Consider the following 18,925-nt stretch of genomic DNA (forward strand, 5'->3'; position numbering starts at 1 on the left):
GTCAGGCGAGCGAGTCGAGGGCGATTAGATGTTCCGCCATGCCACCGTGCTTCTGCGCCAGCGCCGCGAAGCGTCGATCGGCAGTGACAACCGGCACCCGGCGCCGCAACGCGAGTGCGAGGTAAAGGCAGTCATACACGGGATGCTTCAAGTCGCTCGATAAGCGGCATGCGTCGTCGACCAAATCAGCGTCACTTGTCCATAAAAACGGCGCTTTTTGAACAATCGCGAGGGCGTCAACGCTCCTCCCTGCGCCAAGACCGCCCAGTCGTTCATGCTTCCAGAAGATGTTCGCACACTCGACGAGCAGGAACTCAGGAGCAAGCAACGTCCGGCCAATTCCAACGATCTTGGCCCTTTCGCTGTCACTCTCCTCAAGGATCCATTTTGCTACAACGCTGGCATCGGCAACGATCGAGGACGGTAAGCGGTTCACGGCTCACCGACCAGTCTGGACCGTTCCTCCCGCATTTCACTGGCGATTTCACCGCTGTCAGCGCACACCCGATTGCCAAAACTGGCCCGGAATCGATCGGCTTGCTCCCAGAATTCTCGATACCGCTGCTGCATAGCCGGATCCATGGCCGGTTCCATGGATTGCTGGGATGCGTCCTGCTCGATCGCACCCGACACATATCCTTCCCGCTCAAGCGCTTGCTCCAGCAACAACCGCCCCTCCTCCTCCGGCGTCCGTCCGGTCGCACTGGCGAGTTCATGGAGCAGGTGCATGTGCTTGTCGCCGATGTTCCGGAGCGTGATGTCGCCCACAACCGCCTCCCTGGCTTGTCCACCAAGCACCATCGTACCATAGAAATGTCGCCTTCAAGCGTCATACGGTCTCCGCGAGGCGCCCGAAGGCCGTCCGGGCATGATGGCCCACCACGAAATCGCCCTGCGGCGGGGGCTTGCGGGATGACCAAGATCAAGGCGAATCCCCTCGCGCTGGGGCATCAGTGCGCTTATATCGTCCGCAGCACGACCAGAGGTCATGGGACCTATGCACCGTTTCGCCAACCCTGCCCGCTTCCAGCGCCTGTCGGCGGCGATCCTGCCGTGGAGCGCCGGGGCGACCGTGATCCTGCTGATCGTGGGGCTGTACGTCTCGCTGTTCGGCTCGCCGCCGGACTACCAGCAGGGCGACACGGTGCGGATCATGTACATCCATGTGCCGGCCGCCTGGATGAGCCTGTTCGTCTACGTCAACATGGCCATCGCCGCCGCCTGCGGGCTGGTGTGGAAGCACCCGCTGGCCGACCTGTTCGCCAAGGCCGCCGCCCCGGTGGGCGCCGGCTTCACCCTCATCTGCCTGGTCACCGGCTCGCTGTGGGGCGCGCCGATGTGGGGGACCTGGTGGGTGTGGGACGCGCGGCTGACCAGCGTGCTGATCCTGTTCTTCCTCTATCTGGGCTACATGGCGCTGGTGAACGCCTTCGACGACCCGCAGCGCGGCATGCGCGCGGGCAACGTGCTGCTGCTGGTCGGCGTGGTGAACGTGCCGATCATCAAGTTCTCGGTCGAATGGTGGAACACGCTGCACCAGCCGGCCAGCGTCATCCGCATGGGCGGGCCGACCATCGATCCCACGATGCTGGTCCCGCTGGCGGTCATGGCGCTGGGCTTCACCACCTATTTCATCACGGTCGTGCTGCTGCGCCTGCGGGCCGAGATCGTGCAGCGCAAGATCCAGACCCTGCGCCTGACCGAGGCTCAAGGTTAGGGGCACAGGGCTGAGGAGCGGATGATGGCTGAGTTTTTCGCGATGGGCGGCTACGCCGCGTATGTCTGGCCGGCCTACGGGCTGGCGGCGCTGGTGATGGTCGGGCTGCTCGTCGCCACGCTGAAGGGCCTGCGCGGGGCGGAGACGACGCTGAAGGCGCTGGAGGGCAGCCGCCCCGCGCGGCGGCGCCCTCGCCCCAAGGATTCCAAAGGGCAAGCCGCGGCCCCGTCCGCGGCGGAGGTGAGCGAAGGATGACCCGCAAGAAACGGCGCCTCTACATGCTGGGCCTCGCCCTGCTCGGGCTGGGTGCGGCGGCGGCCCTGACCCTGACCGCCTTCGAGGACAACATCGTCTTCTTCTTCAGCCCCACCCAGCTGCAGACGCAGCAGGTCGGCGACCGCAACTTCCGCCTGGGCGGGCTGGTCGAGCAGGGCAGCGTGACGAAGCTGCCGGACGGCGTCACCACCCGCTTCGTGGTGACCGACACGGTGAACTCCGTCCCCGTCACCTACCGCGGCCAGCTGCCGGACCTGTTCCGCGAGGGCCAGGGCGTGGTGGCGGAAGGCCGGCTGGCCGGCGGCGTCTTCCAGGCGCGCGAGGTGCTGGCCAAGCACGACGAGAACTACATGCCGCCGGAGGTGGCGGACGCGCTGAAGCAGGCCGAGCATTTCAAGGCCACGACCAAGACGCTGAAGCCAAGCTCGTAGCATTTTCAAAGGGAGTAGCGGGTCCGTGATCCCCGAACTCGGCCATTACGCGCTGGTGCTGGCGCTGTTCGTGGCGCTGGTGCAGTCCGGCGTCCCCCTGGCGGGCGCCGCCACCGGCAACGCCGCCTGGATGGGCGTCGCCCGCCCCGCCGCCGTGGCGCAGATGCTGCTGGTCCTGGTCGCCTACGGCGCGCTGACCTGGGCGCATGTGGTGTCCGACTTCAGCGTGATGAACGTCGTCCAGAACAGCCACTCGGCCAAGCCGATGCTCTACAAGGTGTCGGGCGTCTGGGGGAACCACGAGGGCTCGATGATGCTGTGGATCGTCATGCTGACGGTCTTCGGCGCCGCCGTGGCGGTCTTCGGGCGCAACCTGCCCCCCACCCTGAAGGCGCGGGTGCTGGCCGTGCAGGGGCTGGTCGGCATCGGCTTCCTGCTGTTCATCCTGACGACCTCCAACCCCTTCATCCGCGTGGTGCCGGCGCCGCTGGACGGCAACGACCTGAACCCGCTGCTCCAGGACCCCGGCCTCGCCTTCCACCCGCCCTTCCTCTACGCGGGCTATGTCGGCTTCTCCATCGCCTTCTCCTTCGCGGTCGCCGCCCTGATCGAGGGGCGCGTGGACCCGGCCTGGGCGCGCTGGGTGCGGCCCTGGACACTGGCTGCCTGGTCGACCCTGACCGCCGGCATCGCGCTGGGCTCCTGGTGGGCCTATTACGAGCTGGGCTGGGGCGGCTGGTGGTACTGGGACCCGGTGGAGAACGCCTCCTTCATGCCCTGGCTGGCCGGCACCGCGCTGCTGCACTCCGCCATCGTGGTGGAGAAGCGCGACGCGCTGAAGACCTGGACCATCCTGCTGGCGATCATCACCTTCTCGCTGTCGCTGATGGGCACCTTCCTGGTGCGCTCCGGCATCCTGACGTCGGTGCACGCCTTCGCGGTGGACCCGGCGCGCGGCGTGTTCATCCTGGTGCTGCTGGGCATCGCCACCGGCGGCTCGCTGCTGCTCTACAGCCTGCGCGCGCCCAGCCTGAAGGCCGGCGGCCTGTTCGCGCCGATCAGCCGCGAGGGCTCGCTGGTGCTGAACAACCTGCTGCTGTCCACCGCGACGGCGACGGTCTTCATCGGCACGCTGTACCCGCTGTTCCTGGACGTGCTGAAGCTGGGCAAGGTCTCCGTCGGCGCGCCCTTCTTCAACGCCACCTTCGTGCCGGTCGCCATCCCCATGGTGATCGCCATGGTCGTCGGCCCCTTCCTGGCCTGGAAGCGCGGCGACCTGCCCGGCGCGCTGACCCGCCTGTGGTCGGCCGGCGTCGCCGTGGTCGTCTGCGTCGCCATCGCCGCCTACATCACCAACGGCGGCGGGCCGCTGCTGGCGCTGGTCGGCATCGCGCTGGCCGCCTGGGCCTTCTTCGGCTCGCTCGCCGAGTTCGCGGAGCGCATCCGCCTGTTCCGCGTGCCGCTGAAGGACAGCTGGACCCGCGCCGCGCACCTGCCGCGCAGCGCCTGGGGCATGACCATCGCGCACGCCTGCCTGGGCATCTCCATCCTCGGCATGACCGGCACCTCGGCCTGGCAGACGGAGGTCATCCAGGCCATGAAGCCGGGCGAGACCGCCCAGCTCGCCGCCTATTCCGTCCGCTTCGACAGCGTGGCGGAGGTGCAGGGCGCCAACTTCCGCGCCGAGGAGGGCGTGTTCACCGTCACCAAGGACGGCGCGCTGATCGCCACCCTGAAGCCGCAGCGCCGCAGCTATCCGGTCACCCGGATGACGACGACCGAGTCGGCCATCCACACCACGGTGTTCAGCGACGTCTACATCGCGCTGGGCGACCCGACGCAGAACGGCACGGCCTGGATCGTGCGGCTTTACCACCACCCGCTGGTGCCGTGGATCTGGCTGGGTGCCTTGGGGATGATGGCCGGCGGGCTGGTCAGCCTGTCCGACCGCCGCTTCCGCGTCGGCGCGCCGGAGCGCCGCCGCGCCGCCAAGCCCACGTTGCAGCCTGCCGAGTAAGGGTCCCGTCCGATGCGCCGCCTGATCTTCCTGTTGCCGCTGCTGCTGTTCGTCGGCGTCGGCGTGGCCTTCCTCCTGGGCTTCGAGCGCGACCCGCGCGACATCCCCTCAGCATTGATCGACAAGCCGGCCCCGGACTTCACCCTGCCGCCGCTGCCCGGCCACAAGGAGGGCGTGTCGTCGGCGATGCTGAAGGGCGACGTCACGCTGGTGAACGTCTTCGCCTCCTGGTGCATCCCCTGCAAGGCGGAGCACCCGGTGATCACCCGCCTGTCGAAGGAACTGGGGGTGACCGTCCGCGGCATCAACTACAAGGACAAGACCGGGGACGCGCTGGACTGGCTGAAGCGCAACGGCGACCCCTACGCCAGCATCGGCGCCGACCTGGACGGCCGCGTGTCCATCGACTGGGGCGTCTACGGTGTGCCGGAGACCTACCTGATCGACCGCCAGGGGCGCATCCGCTTCAAGCAGGTCGGCCCCCTGACCCCGCAGGTGGTGGACGAGCAGATCCTGCCCATGGTCAAGCATCTGAGGGCCGCGTCGTGAAAGCCCTCCACGTGAAAGCCATCCTCCTCGCCGCCCTCCTCGCCATCACGCCGCTGACCGCCGCCTCCATCGCTTGGGCCGTCCAGCCCGACGAGGTGCTGCCCGACCCGGCGATGGAGGGCCGCGCGCGCGAGATCAGCAAGGATCTGCGCTGCCTCGTCTGCCAGAACCAATCGATCGATGACTCCAACGCCCCGCTCGCCCGCGACCTGCGCATCCTGGTGCGGGAGCGGCTGAAGGCCGGCGACAGCGACCAGCAGGTCGTCCATTACGTCACCGACCGCTACGGCGACTACGTGCTGCTGCGCCCGCCCTTCAAGGCGACGACGCTGGTCCTGTGGGTCGGCCCCTTCGTCATCCTGGCGATCGGCGCCATCGGCACGTTCCTGTACCTGCGCGGCCGCAAGAGCGCCGCCGTCGCCGCCGGCGGCGACACCGCCCCCCTGACCGAGGACGAGCGCCAGCGTCTGGACGCCCTACTCCGGAAGGAAGACCGGAAGGAAGACGCCTGATGCTGTTCTGGATCGTCGCCGCCGTGATGACGGCGGCCGTGGTGATGCTGATCGTGCCGCCCCTGCTGAAGAGCCAGGCCACCGGCCCGGACGCCCGCGCCGACTTCGACCTGGAGGTCTACCGCGACCAATTGGCGGAGCTGGAGCGCGACCAAGCCCGCGGCCTGATCAGCGAGACCCAGGCCGCCGCCGCCAAGGCGGAGATCGGCCGCCGCATGCTCGCCATCGCCGACCATAAAGGCAGCACATCCCAACCCGCCGCCGCTCCGCGCAGTGGCAAAGTCCTGGCCGGCCTGCTGGTGCTGGCCCTGCCGCTCGGCGCGCTGGCCGTCTACGGCAAGCTCGGCCGGCCGGAGCTGCCGGCTCAGCCGCTGGCCTCCCGCGACCTGAACCAGGAGCGCGGCGCCCCGCCCAAGAACGTGCTGGCCGCGCTGGAGAAGCTGAAGGCGCAGCTGGACCAGAACCCCGACGACGCGCAGGGCTGGTCCATCCTCGGCCAGGCCTACGCCAAGATGGGCCGCGTCCAGGAGGCGGCGGACGCCCTGCGCAAGGCGGCCACCCTGTCCAAGGGCGACCCGGACATCCTCGGCACCTACGGCGAGGTGCTGATCAGCGCCGCCGGCGGCACGGTGACGGAGGAGGCGCGCACCGCCTTCGAAACGATCCTGACCAAGGACGCGAAGGAACCGCGCGCCCGCTTCTATCTGGCGCTGGCCCGCCGTCAGGCCGGCGACGTCAAGGGCGCGCTGGAGCGCTGGGCCGCCCTGCTGGGCGACTCGCCCGCCGACGCCCCCTGGGTGCCGGTGGTGCAAGGCCAAATCCAGCAGGCCGCCAAGGAGCTTGGGCTCGACCCCGCGGCCGTCACGCCCAAGACCCTGCCGCCGGAACAGCCGCCGGCCGCCCAGAACCAGAATCCGGGCCAGGGCCAGGATCAGGCCGGCTCGCCGGAGGACCGCGATCAGATGATCCGCGGCATGGTCGCCAACCTCGCCGCGAAGCTGGAGGCCAACCCCGCCGACGTCGACGGCTGGCTGAAGCTCGCCCGCTCCTACAACGTGCTGGGCGAGCGCGACAAGGCCGCGGAAGCAGCGCGCAAGGCCAAGGAGCAGGCGCCGGACCGCCCCGACGTGCTGGTCGCCTACGCCGGCGCGCTGCTGTCCCTGGAGCCCCCGACCGACAAGCCCGGCCCCATGCCGGCCGAGGCGGTGACGGCACTCCGCCAGGCGCTGACCGTGGAGCCGACGAACCGCGACGCGCTCTGGCTGCTGGGCCTCGACGCCGCCGACACCGGCCGGACCGCCGAGGCGTCGGACCTGTGGACCCGCCTTCTGGCGCAGTTCCAGCCGAACGACCCGGAATACGCGCTGATCCGCGCCCGGTTGGAGTCGCTGAAGGCCGGGGGGTGATCCCGGCCGGCGGCGGCCTCGCCGCAAAAGGTCACGCCGGGTCCGTTCGCGGGGGTCGTAAGGAACGGAGGCGCTTTGGGGATCTAGGCCATTCGTATGCGAACCAAAGGCCGGGTCCCCCGCCTTCCGATGCACGCTAAATTGGCGTGTGGTCCCACGATCCGGTTTTCCCACCCCCATGCCAAAAGATAATGGGCCAGAAGACAACGGCCCGGCCGACGCATCGCCCGCGGCGGCCACCCCGCCGCTTCACCGCCCGCGGCTGGAGGCGGCCATCGGATGGCTGGCGGCGGCCGGGCTGGTGTTCCTGCTGGCGGTCATGGCCGTGGTGGCCTACGAGTCGCGCCAGCGCGCCATTCAGGAAGCGACGGAACGCGCGGAGTCGGCGGCCCACGTCCTGGCGGAGCACACCGCCCGCCTGTTCGACGCCTCCGACCTGCTGGTGGAGCACACCGCGCAGCGCATCCGGGACATGGGCTGGAACGAGATCGAAGCGTCGAACGACATATGGGGCAGCCTGCGCGCGGAGGTGGAGCACCTGCCCTTCCTGAACGCTGTCTGGCTGAACGACGAGACCGGACGCCTGCGGCTCAGCACCATCGGCTTTCCCACGCCGCCATCCGACGCGAGCGACCGCGACTCCTTCCTCGCGCACCTGTCCGGGCCCGACCGCCCCTACATCAGCGAGCTGATCGTCGGCCGCGTGACGCGGAAGCCGACCTTCCTGGTCAGCCGGCGCCTGGGCAAACGCGACGGGTCCTTCCGCGGGATCGCCTCGGTGACGGTGGATCCCGCCTATTTCGAGGAGTTCTACCGCAACCTCGACCTGCCCAGCGATCCGTCGATCCTGCTGTTCCGGGCCGACGACCTTGCCGTCCTGGTCCATCACCCGGATGGGAACCCGCAGGCGCCGGCCCCGGTGCCGGACTTCGTCAGGCGCTCGGTGACGGCCCACCCCGCCATGGCCGTCGCGACCGGCGACGGCGGCATCGTCGCCCACCGGCGGGTGGAGAACTGGCCGGTCCATGTCGCCGTGCGCATCGGGCTGGAGCCGGTCCTGGCGGACTGGCGCGCGGCGCTGGCCCCCTACGCCGGGATGGCCGCCCTGGCCGCCGCGGCTCTGCTGGTCCTGTCCGCCTTCGGCTTCCGCCAGGCCCACGCCGCCCGCCTGGTCCAGGAGCGGCTGGAGGCCCGCGTGCAGGAGCGCACCGCCTCGCTGGAGACGGCGCTCGCCCAGCGCGACGCGGTGCTGGCCCAGAAGGACCTGCTGATGCGGGAGGCCAACCACCGCATCAAGAACAGCCTGCAGGTGGTCTCCAGCCTGCTGTCGCTGCAGGGCCAGAGCACCGGCAACCCGGAAACCCGCGAGAGCCTGCACGAGGCCGGCCGCCGCGTCCACGCGGTCAGCGACATCCACCAGCTGCTCTACAAGGTCGACGACATCCAGCTCGTGCCCTTCCACGAGTATCTGACCGCCCTGTGCCGCGACCTGGAACGCTCCGCGCTCGCCGAGAGCGACGGCTGGCGGCTGACCCTGACGGTCGAGCCGGTGGAGGTGCCGAGCGACCAGGCAGTGCCGCTGGGCCTGATCGCCAACGAGCTGCTGATGAACGCGGTCAAGCACGCCTATCCCGGTGAAGGGCCCGGGTTGGGATCCAAGTCCATCGCGGTCAGCCTTCGCCACGCCGGCGACTCCGTGCGCCTGACCATCGAGGACGAGGGCGTCGGCCTGCCGGACGGGTTCGACTGGCGGCGCAGCCGCAGCCTGGGCATGCGGCTGGTCCACGCCCTGACCAACCAGCTCGACGCCACCCTGTCGGTGGAGCCGCGCCGGCCCGGCACCAGCTACCGGCTGGACATGCCTCTCGTCCTGGTCGCTTCCTGAGCGGACTCACGGCCCGGCGCGCAGGGGAATGTCCAGCCGCTGCACCGCGCAGGTGGCCGGGCCGTTTCGGCAATAACGGAACTCCACCCGCATCATCCCGTCGTTGCGGTCGGGGTCGGCGAAGCGCACCGGCCCTTTCAGCGGCAGGACCGCGCGCAGCGGCCCATCCTCCCTCTCCGACCGGATCGCGGCGGGAAAGCGCCCGGCCACCCGCGCGCGCAGCAGGGCCGGCACGTCGACGCGCAGCACCGGCGGAACGACCCGCACCCCGGCCTCCGGCTTCAGGGTCAGGACCAGGGCGCTCTCCTTGCCGCGGGTTTCCAGGGCGGCGGTCAGCGGGCCGGCGGGCGTCGGCGCGCTCCAGGTCCGCGTGGGATCGGCAGCGCCGGCGGCGGGGATGGACAGCGGGCCGGCTACCGGGGCGACCGCCAACAGCAGGACAACGGTGCGGACGGCGGAGACGGTCATCGGATGACGCTTGCGTAAGGGCATGACAGGAGGGAGGATGCAACCGGGCGTAACGGCCGGCAAGTCCCGCCACGCGGGGGCGACCGGGCGCCTTCGGCTTGCTCCCACCGATGAGACGCGCGTGCCCGATACCGCATCAACGCCCCGAGCACCCGACCGACCAGCACCCGGCCAACCAGCACCCGGCCAACCAGCACTCGGCCACCCCCTCGCCGCCGTCGGCTGGATGCTGGTCTGCGCGCTGCTCGTGGCGGTGGGGAACACCCTGGTCCGGCACGTGACCGTGGACATGCACGCGTTCGAGGTCGTGTTCTTCCGCAACCTGTTCAGCGTGCTGTTCGTGCTGCCCTGGCTGGCGGCGTCGGGTTTCGGCAGCCTGCGCACCGGCCGGTCGCGGCTGTACGCCTCGCGCTCGCTGACCAGCCTTCTGGCGATGCTGGCGTGGTTCTACAGCGTGGCCCACATGCCGTTGCCGGAGGCCACCGCGCTGGCCTTCACGGTGCCGTTGTTCGTCACCATCGGCGGCGCCTTGTTCCTGGGAGAGCGGGTGCGCCTGCGCCGCTGGACGGCCGTCGCGGTCGGCTTCGCCGGGGTGCTGGTCATCATCCGGCCGGGTGCGGGAAGCGTCAGCCCGGTGACCTTCGTCCTGCTGCTCCACTGCGTCGCCGCGGCGGCCACCACCCTGCAGGTGCGCGCGCTGGCGATGAAGGACAGCGTGCTGGTCGTGGTCGCCTACATGGGGCTGTTCCTCACGCCCATGGCCCTGGTTCCGGCCCTGTTCGTCTGGACATGGCCCAGCTGGACGGCGCTGGGCTGGCTGGCCGTGCTGAGCGCGGTCATGACGCTGGCGCAGCTCGCCATGACCCGCGCCTTCAGCATGGCCCCGGCGTCGGCCATGATGCCCTACGACTACATCCGCCTGCCCTTCACGGCGGTGCTCGCCTGGCTGCTGTTCGGCGAGGTGATGGACGCCTGGGGCTGGGCCGGAGCCGCCGTGATCGCGGGGTCGGCGCTCTACACGGCGCACCGCGACGCGCTCCAGAGCCGCGCCCGGAAGATTCGCGACGCGGACGTCCGGGACGAGGCGCAGGCCCCGCTTCCCCCTTCCGCGGCCGGGTCCCGCCCCCTGCCCTGAAGAACGCTCACGTGGGTGTGTGCCGGGTGGGTGTGTGCCGGCGCCGCTCCGTCTCCAGGACGGTGCGGGCGCGCTCCTGGTGTTCGGGCTTCATGCTGCTGCGCACGGCCTGGATCGCCGCCGCCAGGACGGCGGCGTCGTCGGCGAAGCCGATCGCGACCATCCAGTCCGGCACCGTGTCGGACGGCAGGATGAAATAGGCCAGCGCCCCCATCAGCATCGCCTTGGCCCGGAAGGGCGTCACCGGGTCCGTGGCGCAGAAATAGGCAGCCAGCGCCTGGTCCAGGACCGGCACGCGGTGCAGGTTGGCGCGCAGCTTGTTCCAGAGGCCGCGGCGGACGTAGCGCTCGTCGCGCTCCGCGCGAAAGCGGTCGATCACCGCCGGAAGCGCTCGCCCCGTCCCCGTCCTGTCGCCGGCGGTCTGCATGGCGTCCCCCAGGCCCGAACGCCGCATCCCCCGGGCTCGTGTTCCGGCGGGCTCGGCGCTCTGTTACACAGATGCGTGGACCATGAACGCGGCAGCCACGCCTGCGGTCCCGCGGGGATCATGGAAAAAACGGAGGAGGAACAGCGCCATGACGATGAAAAAGGGCTACAAGGACCTTCTGGCCGAAGCCAACAGCCGCATCCAGGCCATCACCCCGCAGGAGGCGCTGGCCCTGCACGGCGATCCCGACGTGGTCTTCGTGGACATCCGCGACCCGCGCGAACTGGCCCGCGACGGCATGATCCCCGACGCCTTCCCGGCGACCCGCGGCATGCTGGAGTTCTGGGTCGACCCGGAAAGCCCCTACCACAAGCCGATCTTCGCGTCGGGCAAGCGCTTCGTCTTCTACTGCGCCAGCGGCTGGCGCTCCGCGCTCGCCACCGACACGGTGCAGGGGATGGGGCTGGAGAACGTCTGCCACCTGGAAGGCGGCTTCAAGGCCTGGAAGGAGGCCGGCCTGCCGGTCGCGACCGTGGAGAAGAAGGGGGACTAAGAGTGATGGAACCCCATCCTATGGAACAGCGCATCAGCCTGATCACGCTGGGCGTCGCCGACCTCGCGCGCAGCCGCCGCTTCTACGAGGCGGGGCTGGGCTGGACGCCGTCGCCCGCCAGCCAGGAGGCGATCACCTTCTACCAGCTGGGCGGCATGGCGCTCGCCCTCTACGGCCGGGAGGCGCTCGCCGAGGACGCACACCTGGCGGAGGCCGGCCCGACCTCCGGCTTCGGCGGCATCACGCTGGCCCACAACCTGCGCAGCCGCGAAGAGGTGGACGCGCTGATGGCCCGGGCGGCGCACGCCGGCGCCCGCATCCTGAAGCCGGCGCAGGAGGTGTTCTGGGGCGGCTACAGCGGCTATTTCGCCGACCCCGACGGCCATCCTTGGGAGGTCTGCTGGAACCCGCACTTCCCGCTGGCCGCGGACGGGAGCTTGCGGCTGCCGGGCTGAAATCGCGCAACGCCCCAAAAAGAAAATCCGCCGCCGGGACGCCCCGGCGGCGGAAAGTCTTGGAGGAAACAACCAGGCTGCAAAGAAACGAGTGCTTAGTGGCCGGGGATCAGTGGATCGTCTCGCCGTGCAGGGAGAGGTCCAGGCCGTCGCGCTCGACGTCCTCGTCCACACGCAGGCCCATCACCACGTCGATGACCTTCAGCAGGACGAAGGTGGCGATGGCGCACCAGCCGATGGTCCAGGCCACGCCCTGGATCTGGATCCACACGGCCGAGGCGTTGCCTTCCAGCAGGCCCAGCGTGGCGTTCGGGCTGTCCTTCAGGACGGCGGCGAAGGCGCCTTCGCTGTTCGACACCGACATCTTGGCGAACACGCCGGTCAGGATCGCGCCGACCAGGCCGCCGACGCCGTGCACGCCGAAGGCGTCCAGGCTGTCGTCATAGCCCAGCGCGCGCTTCAGGCTGGTGGCCGACCAGAAGCAGATCACGCCGGCGACGATGCCGATGACGATGGCGCCCGTCGGGTCGACGAAGCCGGCGGCCGGGGTGACGGCCACGAGGCCGGCGACCGCGCCCGAGATGATGCCCAGGACCGACGGCTTGCCCTTGGCGGCCCACTCCGCGAACATCCAGCCCAGCGCCGCACCGGCGGTGGCGATGTGCGTGGCGGCCATGGCCATGCCGGCGCGCGGGCCGGCGGTCAGCGCCGAGCCGGCGTTGAAGCCGAACCAGCCCACCCACAGCAGCGAGGCGCCGATCAGCGACAGCACCAGGTTGTGCGGCATGAAGTTCTCGTTCGGGTAGCCCTTGCGCTTGCCGATGACCAGCGCGGCGACCAGGCCGGCGACGCCCGCGTTGATGTGCACGACCGTGCCGCCGGCGAAGTCCAGTACGCCCAGGCCGAACAGGAAGCCCGTCGGGTACCAGACCCAGTGGGCGATCGGCGCGTAGACGACCAGCGACCACAGGGCCGTGAAGACCAGCAGCGAGGAGAACTTCATGCGGTCCGCGAAGGCGCCGGTGATCAGCGCCGGGGTGATGATCGCGAAGGTCATCTGGAACATCATGAAGACCGGCTCGGGGATCGTCGTCGGGACGCCGGCCGAGGTGCTCTCACCCAGGGTGAAGGCCTTCGTGAAGTCCAGGCCGTTCAGGAACAGGCGGTCCAGGCCGCCGATGTAGGCGCCCTCGCCGGTGAAGGCCAGGCTGTAGCCGATGACGTACCACAGGACGCTGATCAGGCAGGTGATCGCAAAGCTCTGCATCACCGTGGCCAGCACGTTCATCTTGCGGACCATGCCGCCGTAGAACAGGGCCAGGCCCGGGATCGTCATCATCAGGACCAGCGCGGTGGAGACCAGCATCCACGCCGTGTCGCCGTTGTTCAGGGTCGGCCCGGCCGGGGCCGCGGCCGCAGCTGCATCCTGGGCAAGGGCGGCTTCGGGCAGACCGGCCAAGCCCAGAAGTGCCGCCATCGTCGGCGCGGCGAGAAGGAAGAGACGGCTCATCGAGGCTCCTCATGTATTCGTAGCATCGGCCCGGTTCGCCCCGTCCCCGGGTCAAAGACGGGGCGGCGGGAGGGGGCCAAGGACGGCCGATCAATTACAAGAAGCGTGCCAACTCGAAAGGGCTAGGAATCGGCAGGGTTGCGGTCATAGGACTGACCACGAATCACCTCATACCCCGAGTCGCGGCCCGCCTCTGCACATTTTTTGATCATCTCCTCGCCTTGCCCGCGCGGGCGGACGTTCTTCGGATTCGCGTGTTATGGGGAGAGGGAACGCCCCATCTTCACCCGGCTTCGGCCGGCATCATGGGCTTTTGACTATTTTTTAGGCAGAAGAGTGCGTCACTTTCCTGCACATGGGCCGCCCTTTGGCTCAGGCGGTCGGCCTATTTCCTTCCCCACCCCCTCGGCCTATTGGCCCGACCGGGGGAATGTGGCACGGTCGCGCTCGCGACACCGATTGAGATGTGCGCCGATCGGGACGTGCGCCGAGCCACCCTCCGCGCGGCCCTGGATGGCCGCGGCGGATGGTCGGCGACAAAAAGAATGAAAGGGAGACCACCATGCTCGACAAACGGGATCTGCGTCTGGCGCCGCGCCGCGCGGTGGCTTTGGTCCTGGCCGGTGGTCGGGGCAGCCGCCTGAAGCAGCTCACCGACCGGCGCGCCAAGCCCGCCACCTATTTCGGCGGCAAGTTCCGGATCATCGATTTCGCGCTGTCGAACTGCATCAACTCGGGCTTCCGCCGCATCGGCGTGCTGACCCAGTACAAGTCGCACAGCCTGCTGCGCCATTTGCAGCGCGGCTGGAACTTCTTCCGCGGCGAGATGAACGAGTTCTGCGACCTGCTGCCCGCCCAGCAGCGCATCAGCGAGACCGCCTGGTACCAGGGCACCGCCGACGCCGTGTACCAGAACCTGGACATCCTGCGCGGGCACGAGCCGGAATACATCCTGATTCTGGCCGGCGACCACATCTACAAGATGGACTACGGCGCGCTGCTGCTGGACCACATCGCCAAGAAGGCCGACGTGACCGTTCCCTGCGTCGAGGTGCCGCGGGAGCAGGCGACCGGCTTCGGCGTCATGCACATCGACGAGACGCACCGCGTCATCGACTTCATCGAGAAGCCGGCCGACCCGCCGCCGATGCCCGGCAAGCCGGACAAGGCGCTGGCCAGCATGGGCATCTACGTCTTCAACGCGGAGTTCCTGTACGACCAGCTGGAGCGCGACTTCAACGAGCCGGGGTCGAGCCGCGATTTCGGCAAGGACATCATCCCCTGGATGGTGAGGAACGGCTGCCGCGTGATGGCGCACGACTTCGCGGAGTCGGCGATCCTCAACGGCCACGAGTCGGAGCCCTACTGGCGCGACGTCGGCACCATCGACGCCTATTGGGAGGCCAACCTGGACCTCTGCCACGTCACGCCGCAGCTGAACATGTACGACCGCGAGTGGCCGATCTTCACCTACCAGGAGCAGCTGCCCCCTGCGAAGTTCGTCTTCGACGACGAGGACCGGCGCGGCATGGCGGTGGACAGCCTGGTGTCCGGCGGCTGCATCATCTCCGGCTCGCTGGTGAAGAACTCGCTCCTGTTCAGCGAGGTGCGCGTCAACTCCTTCAGCGAGCTGCACGAGGCCGTGGTCCTGCCGGACTGCGACATCGGCCGCCACTGCCGTCTCAGGAAGGTGGTCATCGACCGCGGCGTGGTGATCCCGGAGGGCCTCGTCGTCGGCGAGGATCCGGAGCTGGACGCCAAGCGCTTCTACCGCAGCGAGGGCGGCGTGTGCCTGATCACCCAGGACATGATCGACCGGCTGGAGAAGTAAACTGCCCTTCTCCCCTTGGGGGAGAAGGGTTGGGATGAGGGGTCGTTACGCCCGACAGGGCGGAGAAAAGCTTGCGGCCGGCACCGCCGGCGCCACCCTCACCCCAACCCCTCTCCCCTCAAGGGGAGAAGGGCTCTAAAAACCAAGAAGAAACGGAAAGACCCACTTCGCATGCGCGTCCTGTACGTCACGCCGGAATGCTACCCGCTCGTCAAGACCGGCGGGCTGGCCGATGTCTCCGCGGCCCTGCCGGTCGCCCTCAACCGGTCCGGCGCGGACGTCCGCCTGCTGATGCCGGGCTACCCGGCGGTGCTGAACGGCCTGGCCGACCTCCAGCCGGTGGGGGAGCCGGTCACCGACCTTCCGGGCGGCGCCCCCGCCCGGCTGCTGATCGGCCGGACGGCGGACGGGGTGCTGGCCTACGTGCTGGACGCGCCGTCGCTCTACGACCGGCCGGGCAATCCTTACCTGGGGCCGGACGGCCGGGATTGGCCCGACAACGCGGAGCGCTTCGCGGCGCTGTCCTGGTGCGCGGCGGGCTTCGCCGCGACGAAGGCCTATGATCCCTGGTGGCGGCCGGAGGTGCTGCACGGGCACGACTGGCAGACCGGCCTGATCCCGGCCTATCTGGAGCTGCGCCCCGACCGCTTCGCCGGCCCGTTCCGCCCGGGCACGGTGCTGACCATCCACAACATCGCCTACCAGGGCCTGTTCGGCGCCTGGATGATGAGCGACCTGGGCCTGCCCTCCGCCGCCTTCCGCGTCGACGGGGTGGAGTATTATGGCGGCGTCGGCTTCCTGAAGGCCGGCTGCTATTATTCCGATCGCCTGACCACGGTCAGCCCGACCTACGCCCACGAAATCCAGACCGACGAGCACGGCGCCGGCCTGCAAGGCCTGCTGGCCGGCCGGTCCGACACGCTGACCGGCATCCTGAACGGCGTCGACTACGACGTCTGGGATCCGGCGACCGACCCGCTCATCACCGCCCGCTACGGCGCCGACGACCTCGGCGGCAAGGACCTGTGCAAGGCGGATCTCCAGGCCGCCTTCGGGCTGGACCGCCGGCCCGACGCCCCGATCGCCGGCGTGGTCAGCCGCCTGACGGGGCACAAGGGCCTGGACCTCGTTCTGGAGGCGGCGACGCAGTGGATCGCCTGGGGCGGCCAGATCGCCGTCCTGGGCAGCGGCGAGCCAGCGCTGGAGGCCGGCTTCCGCCACCTCGCCACTTGGTACCCCAAGTCGGTCGGCGCGCGAATCGGCTACGACGAGGCGCTGTCCCACCGCATCCAGGCCGGGTCCGACCTGCTGCTGGTGCCGTCCCGGTCGGAGCCCTGCGGGCTGACGCAGCTCTACGCGCTGAAATACGGCACCCTGCCGCTGGTCCGCCGCACCGGCGGACTGGCCGACACCATCGTGGACGCCAACCCGGCGGCGATGAACGACGGCAGCGCCACCGGCTTCCAGTTCGTCAACGCCACCAATCAGGAGCTGACCTGGGCCCTGCGCCGCGCCATGCTCACCTACCGCAAGCCGGAGCGCTGGCACGCCATGCAGCAGCGCGCCATGACCCGCGACTTCGGCTGGCACGGCCCGGCCGAGGAGTACATGGAGCTTTACCGGGAAGTCGCCCCGGCGCTGGTGGCGTGAGTCCGGGGGACGCTCGGGACATTTGGCGGGCAACAGGGTCTTCACGGATGGCACTGATTTGAGCACGGATTACACGAATTTTTACTTTTAATATTGCTGTTGCTCCTTAACGCCGAATCCGTTTACTGGCGCCTGTGGAGCAATGCGCGGAAAATCCGTGTCTAAATCCGCGAAATCCGTGAAGACCCTGTTGCCCGCGACGGCGTTCCAGCGCCCACACCGCCATTGCGCATATCCCCCGTCCGCCTTATGTTCCGCCCCAAACCAGGGCTCCGGGCACCGATGACTGACCTTTCGCACATCCGCAATTTCTCGATCATCGCGCACATCGACCACGGCAAGTCGACCCTTGCCGACCGGCTGATCCAGCAGTGCGGCGGCCTCGATTCGCGCGAGATGCGCGAACAGGTGCTCGACAGCATGGACATCGAGCGCGAGCGCGGCATCACCATCAAGGCGCAGACCGTCCGCCTGCTCTACAAGGCCAAGGACGGGCAGCAGTACACGCTGAACCTGATGGACACGCCGGGCCACGTCGATTTCGCCTACGAGGTCAGCCGCAGCCTCGCCGCCTGCGAGGGCTCGATCCTGGTGGTCGATGCCTCCCAGGGCGTGGAGGCGCAGACGCTCGCCAACGTCTATCAGGCGATCGACAACAACCACGAGATCATCCCGGTCCTCAACAAGATCGACCTGCCGGCGGCGGAGCCCGACCGCGTGAAGCAGCAGATCGAGGACGTGATCGGCCTGGACGCCTCCGACGCCGTCGAGATCTCGGCCAAGACCGGCCTGAACATCGACGCCGTGCTGGAAGCCGTGGTGCAGCGCCTGCCCGCGCCCAAGGGCAACGCCGACGCGGAGTTGAAGGCCCTGCTGGTCGACAGCTGGTACGACCCGTACCTGGGCGTGGTCATCCTGGTGCGCGTGGTGGACGGCCGGCTGAAGGTCAACCAGAAGGTCCGCTTCATGGCCACCGGCAGCGCGCACGAGGTGGACCGCGTCGGCGTCTTCACCCCGAAGGCCCTGCTGACCGGCGAACTCGGGCCGGGCGAGATGGGCTTCATCACGGCGGCCATCAAGGACATCACGCAGACCAAGGTCGGCGACACCATCACCGAGGACCGGAAGCCCGCCGCCGAGCCGCTGGCCGGCTTCAAGCCCTCCATCCCCGTGGTGTGGTGCGGCCTGTTCCCGGTGGACGCCGCCGACTTCGAGCGGCTGCGCGATTCCTTGGGCAAGCTGAAGCTGAACGACGCCAGCTTCCATTACGAGGCCGAAACGTCGGCCGCGCTGGGCTTCGGCTTCCGCTGCGGCTTCCTCGGCCTGCTGCATCTGGAGATCATCCAGGAGCGGCTGGAGCGCGAGTTCAACCTGGACCTGATCACCACCGCCCCGTCGGTGGTCTACAAGCTGCACATGACCGACGGCACGGTGCGGGATCTGCACAACCCGGCCGACATGCCGGACGTGATGAAGATCGACCACATTGAGGAGCCGTGGATCAAGGCCACCATCATGCTGCCCGACGAGTATCTGGGCGGCGTGCTCCAGCTCTGCACCGAGCGGCGCGGCCAGCAGATCGAACTGACCTACGCCGGCGCCCGGGCCATGCTGGTCTACCGCCTGCCACTGAACGAGGTGGTCTTCGACTTCTACGACCGGCTGAAGTCGATCAGCCGCGGCTACGCCAGCTTCGACTACCAGATGGACAGCTACGAGGAAGGCGACCTCGTGAAGATGTCCATCCTGGTGAACGCCGAGCCGGTGGACGCCCTGTCGATGATCGTCCACCGCTCCCAGTCGGAGCGGCGCGGCCGCCAGTTGTGCGAGCGGTTGAAGGAGCTGATCCCGCGCCAGCTGTTCAAGATCGCCGTGCAGGCCGCCATCGGCGGCAAGATCATCGCCCGCGAGAGCATCGGCGCGCTCCGTAAGGACGTGACGGCTAAGTGCTACGGCGGCGACATCAGCCGCAAGCGCAAGCTGCTGGACAAGCAGAAGGAAGGCAAGAAGCGCATGCGCCAGTTCGGCCAGGTCGAAATCCCGCAGAGCGCCTTCATCGCCGCCCTCAAGATGGGCGACGAGTGATCGCGGCGTGCCCCGATC

Annotated in this window: 19 protein-coding genes; 14 read left to right on the top strand and 5 right to left on the bottom strand. The window is 69.0% G+C overall.

Annotated features, from left to right (window positions below; all coding sequences use genetic code 11):
• Position 1: 1 nt before the first annotated feature.
• Positions 2 to 436, bottom strand: a complete 435-nt coding sequence (locus J2851_RS31965; RefSeq protein WP_209772002.1) for a type II toxin-antitoxin system VapC family toxin — start codon at positions 434 to 436, stop codon at positions 2 to 4.
• Positions 433 to 768 carry a hypothetical protein gene (locus J2851_RS31970; protein WP_209772004.1) on the bottom strand — a complete coding sequence of 112 codons (336 nt, stop codon included), beginning with the start codon at positions 766 to 768 and terminating at the stop codon, positions 433 to 435. The genes J2851_RS31965 and J2851_RS31970 overlap by 4 nt, the downstream gene beginning before the upstream one ends.
• Before the next feature lie 229 nt (positions 769 to 997).
• Between J2851_RS31970 and J2851_RS31975 the strand changes: the two genes are divergently transcribed.
• The 8 genes from J2851_RS31975 to J2851_RS32010 all read left to right on the top strand — a co-directional run bounded on the left by J2851_RS31975 (position 998) and on the right by J2851_RS32010 (position 8,793).
• Positions 998 to 1,717 carry a heme ABC transporter permease gene (locus J2851_RS31975; RefSeq protein ID WP_209772006.1) on the top strand — a complete coding sequence of 240 codons (720 nt, stop codon included), beginning with the start codon at positions 998 to 1,000 and terminating at the stop codon, positions 1,715 to 1,717.
• Between the two features lie 24 nt (positions 1,718 to 1,741).
• Positions 1,742 to 1,972: a heme exporter protein CcmD gene (gene ccmD / locus J2851_RS31980; protein WP_209772008.1), complete on the top strand. Its 231-nt coding sequence runs from the start codon at positions 1,742 to 1,744 to the stop codon at positions 1,970 to 1,972.
• On the top strand, positions 1,969 to 2,424 hold the full coding sequence (ccmE, locus tag J2851_RS31985) for a cytochrome c maturation protein CcmE (RefSeq protein WP_209772010.1): 456 nt from the start codon (positions 1,969 to 1,971) through the stop codon (positions 2,422 to 2,424). The genes ccmD and ccmE overlap by 4 nt, the downstream gene beginning before the upstream one ends.
• Before the next feature lie 25 nt (positions 2,425 to 2,449).
• On the top strand, positions 2,450 to 4,441 hold the full coding sequence (locus tag J2851_RS31990) for a heme lyase CcmF/NrfE family subunit (protein ID WP_209772012.1): 1,992 nt from the start codon (positions 2,450 to 2,452) through the stop codon (positions 4,439 to 4,441).
• A 12-nt stretch (positions 4,442 to 4,453) separates the two neighbouring features.
• Entirely contained in the window at positions 4,454 to 4,990 is a 537-nt protein-coding gene (locus tag J2851_RS31995; RefSeq protein WP_209772014.1) for a DsbE family thiol:disulfide interchange protein, read from the top strand.
• Positions 4,991 to 5,001: 11 nt separating this feature from the next.
• Positions 5,002 to 5,502 (top strand): cytochrome c-type biogenesis protein, encoded by a 501-nt coding sequence (locus tag J2851_RS32000; RefSeq protein WP_209772017.1) that lies wholly within the window; start codon positions 5,002 to 5,004, stop codon positions 5,500 to 5,502.
• A complete protein-coding gene (ccmI, locus tag J2851_RS32005) occupies positions 5,502 to 6,908 on the top strand; it encodes a c-type cytochrome biogenesis protein CcmI (protein ID WP_209772019.1) in 1,407 nt (468 codons plus the stop codon). The genes J2851_RS32000 and ccmI overlap by 1 nt, the downstream gene beginning before the upstream one ends.
• A gap of 178 nt (positions 6,909 to 7,086) precedes the next feature.
• On the top strand, positions 7,087 to 8,793 hold the full coding sequence (locus J2851_RS32010) for a sensor histidine kinase (protein WP_209772021.1): 1,707 nt from the start codon (positions 7,087 to 7,089) through the stop codon (positions 8,791 to 8,793).
• A 6-nt stretch (positions 8,794 to 8,799) separates the two neighbouring features.
• On the opposite strand, the gene J2851_RS32015 is transcribed toward J2851_RS32010, so the two are convergent.
• Positions 8,800 to 9,261 carry a hypothetical protein gene (locus J2851_RS32015; protein WP_209772023.1) on the bottom strand — a complete coding sequence of 154 codons (462 nt, stop codon included), beginning with the start codon at positions 9,259 to 9,261 and terminating at the stop codon, positions 8,800 to 8,802.
• A gap of 121 nt (positions 9,262 to 9,382) precedes the next feature.
• Between J2851_RS32015 and J2851_RS32020 the strand changes: the two genes are divergently transcribed.
• Complete coding sequence (locus tag J2851_RS32020) at positions 9,383 to 10,396, top strand: DMT family transporter (RefSeq protein WP_307420783.1); 1,014 nt, start codon at positions 9,383 to 9,385, stop codon at positions 10,394 to 10,396.
• Positions 10,397 to 10,403: 7 nt separating this feature from the next.
• Here J2851_RS32020 and J2851_RS32025 read toward each other — a convergent pair whose 3' ends face one another.
• A complete protein-coding gene (locus tag J2851_RS32025) occupies positions 10,404 to 10,850 on the bottom strand; it encodes a YkvA family protein (RefSeq protein ID WP_246501080.1) in 447 nt (148 codons plus the stop codon).
• A gap of 121 nt (positions 10,851 to 10,971) precedes the next feature.
• Between J2851_RS32025 and J2851_RS32030 the strand changes: the two genes are divergently transcribed.
• Both J2851_RS32030 and J2851_RS32035 read left to right on the top strand, forming a co-directional pair.
• A complete protein-coding gene (locus J2851_RS32030; protein ID WP_209772025.1) occupies positions 10,972 to 11,376 on the top strand; it encodes a rhodanese-like domain-containing protein in 405 nt (134 codons plus the stop codon).
• A 5-nt stretch (positions 11,377 to 11,381) separates the two neighbouring features.
• The gene (locus tag J2851_RS32035; RefSeq protein ID WP_307420782.1) at positions 11,382 to 11,831 is read left to right on the top strand and encodes a VOC family protein; all 450 of its coding nucleotides are present in this window, start codon (positions 11,382 to 11,384) and stop codon (positions 11,829 to 11,831) included.
• A 109-nt stretch (positions 11,832 to 11,940) separates the two neighbouring features.
• Here the strand turns inward: J2851_RS32035 and J2851_RS32040 are convergent, their stop codons facing one another.
• The gene (locus J2851_RS32040) at positions 11,941 to 13,341 is read right to left on the bottom strand and encodes an ammonium transporter (protein ID WP_281416121.1); all 1,401 of its coding nucleotides are present in this window, start codon (positions 13,339 to 13,341) and stop codon (positions 11,941 to 11,943) included.
• Positions 13,342 to 13,903: 562 nt separating this feature from the next.
• On the opposite strand from J2851_RS32040, the gene glgC reads away from it, so the two are divergent.
• The 3 genes from glgC (at position 13,904) to lepA (ending at position 18,907) form a co-directional block, all read left to right on the top strand.
• Positions 13,904 to 15,172 carry a glucose-1-phosphate adenylyltransferase gene (gene glgC, locus J2851_RS32045; RefSeq protein ID WP_209772027.1) on the top strand — a complete coding sequence of 423 codons (1,269 nt, stop codon included), beginning with the start codon at positions 13,904 to 13,906 and terminating at the stop codon, positions 15,170 to 15,172.
• 171 nt (positions 15,173 to 15,343) lie between these two features.
• Complete coding sequence (glgA, locus tag J2851_RS32050; protein ID WP_209772030.1) at positions 15,344 to 16,822, top strand: glycogen synthase GlgA; 1,479 nt, start codon at positions 15,344 to 15,346, stop codon at positions 16,820 to 16,822.
• Between the two features lie 282 nt (positions 16,823 to 17,104).
• On the top strand, positions 17,105 to 18,907 hold the full coding sequence (lepA, locus tag J2851_RS32055; protein WP_209772033.1) for a translation elongation factor 4: 1,803 nt from the start codon (positions 17,105 to 17,107) through the stop codon (positions 18,905 to 18,907).
• The last annotated feature ends 18 nt before the right edge of the window (positions 18,908 to 18,925 follow it).

Origin of the sequence: Azospirillum rugosum (assembly GCF_017876155.1) — a bacterium.
Taxonomy (GTDB): domain Bacteria; phylum Pseudomonadota; class Alphaproteobacteria; order Azospirillales; family Azospirillaceae; genus Azospirillum; species Azospirillum rugosum.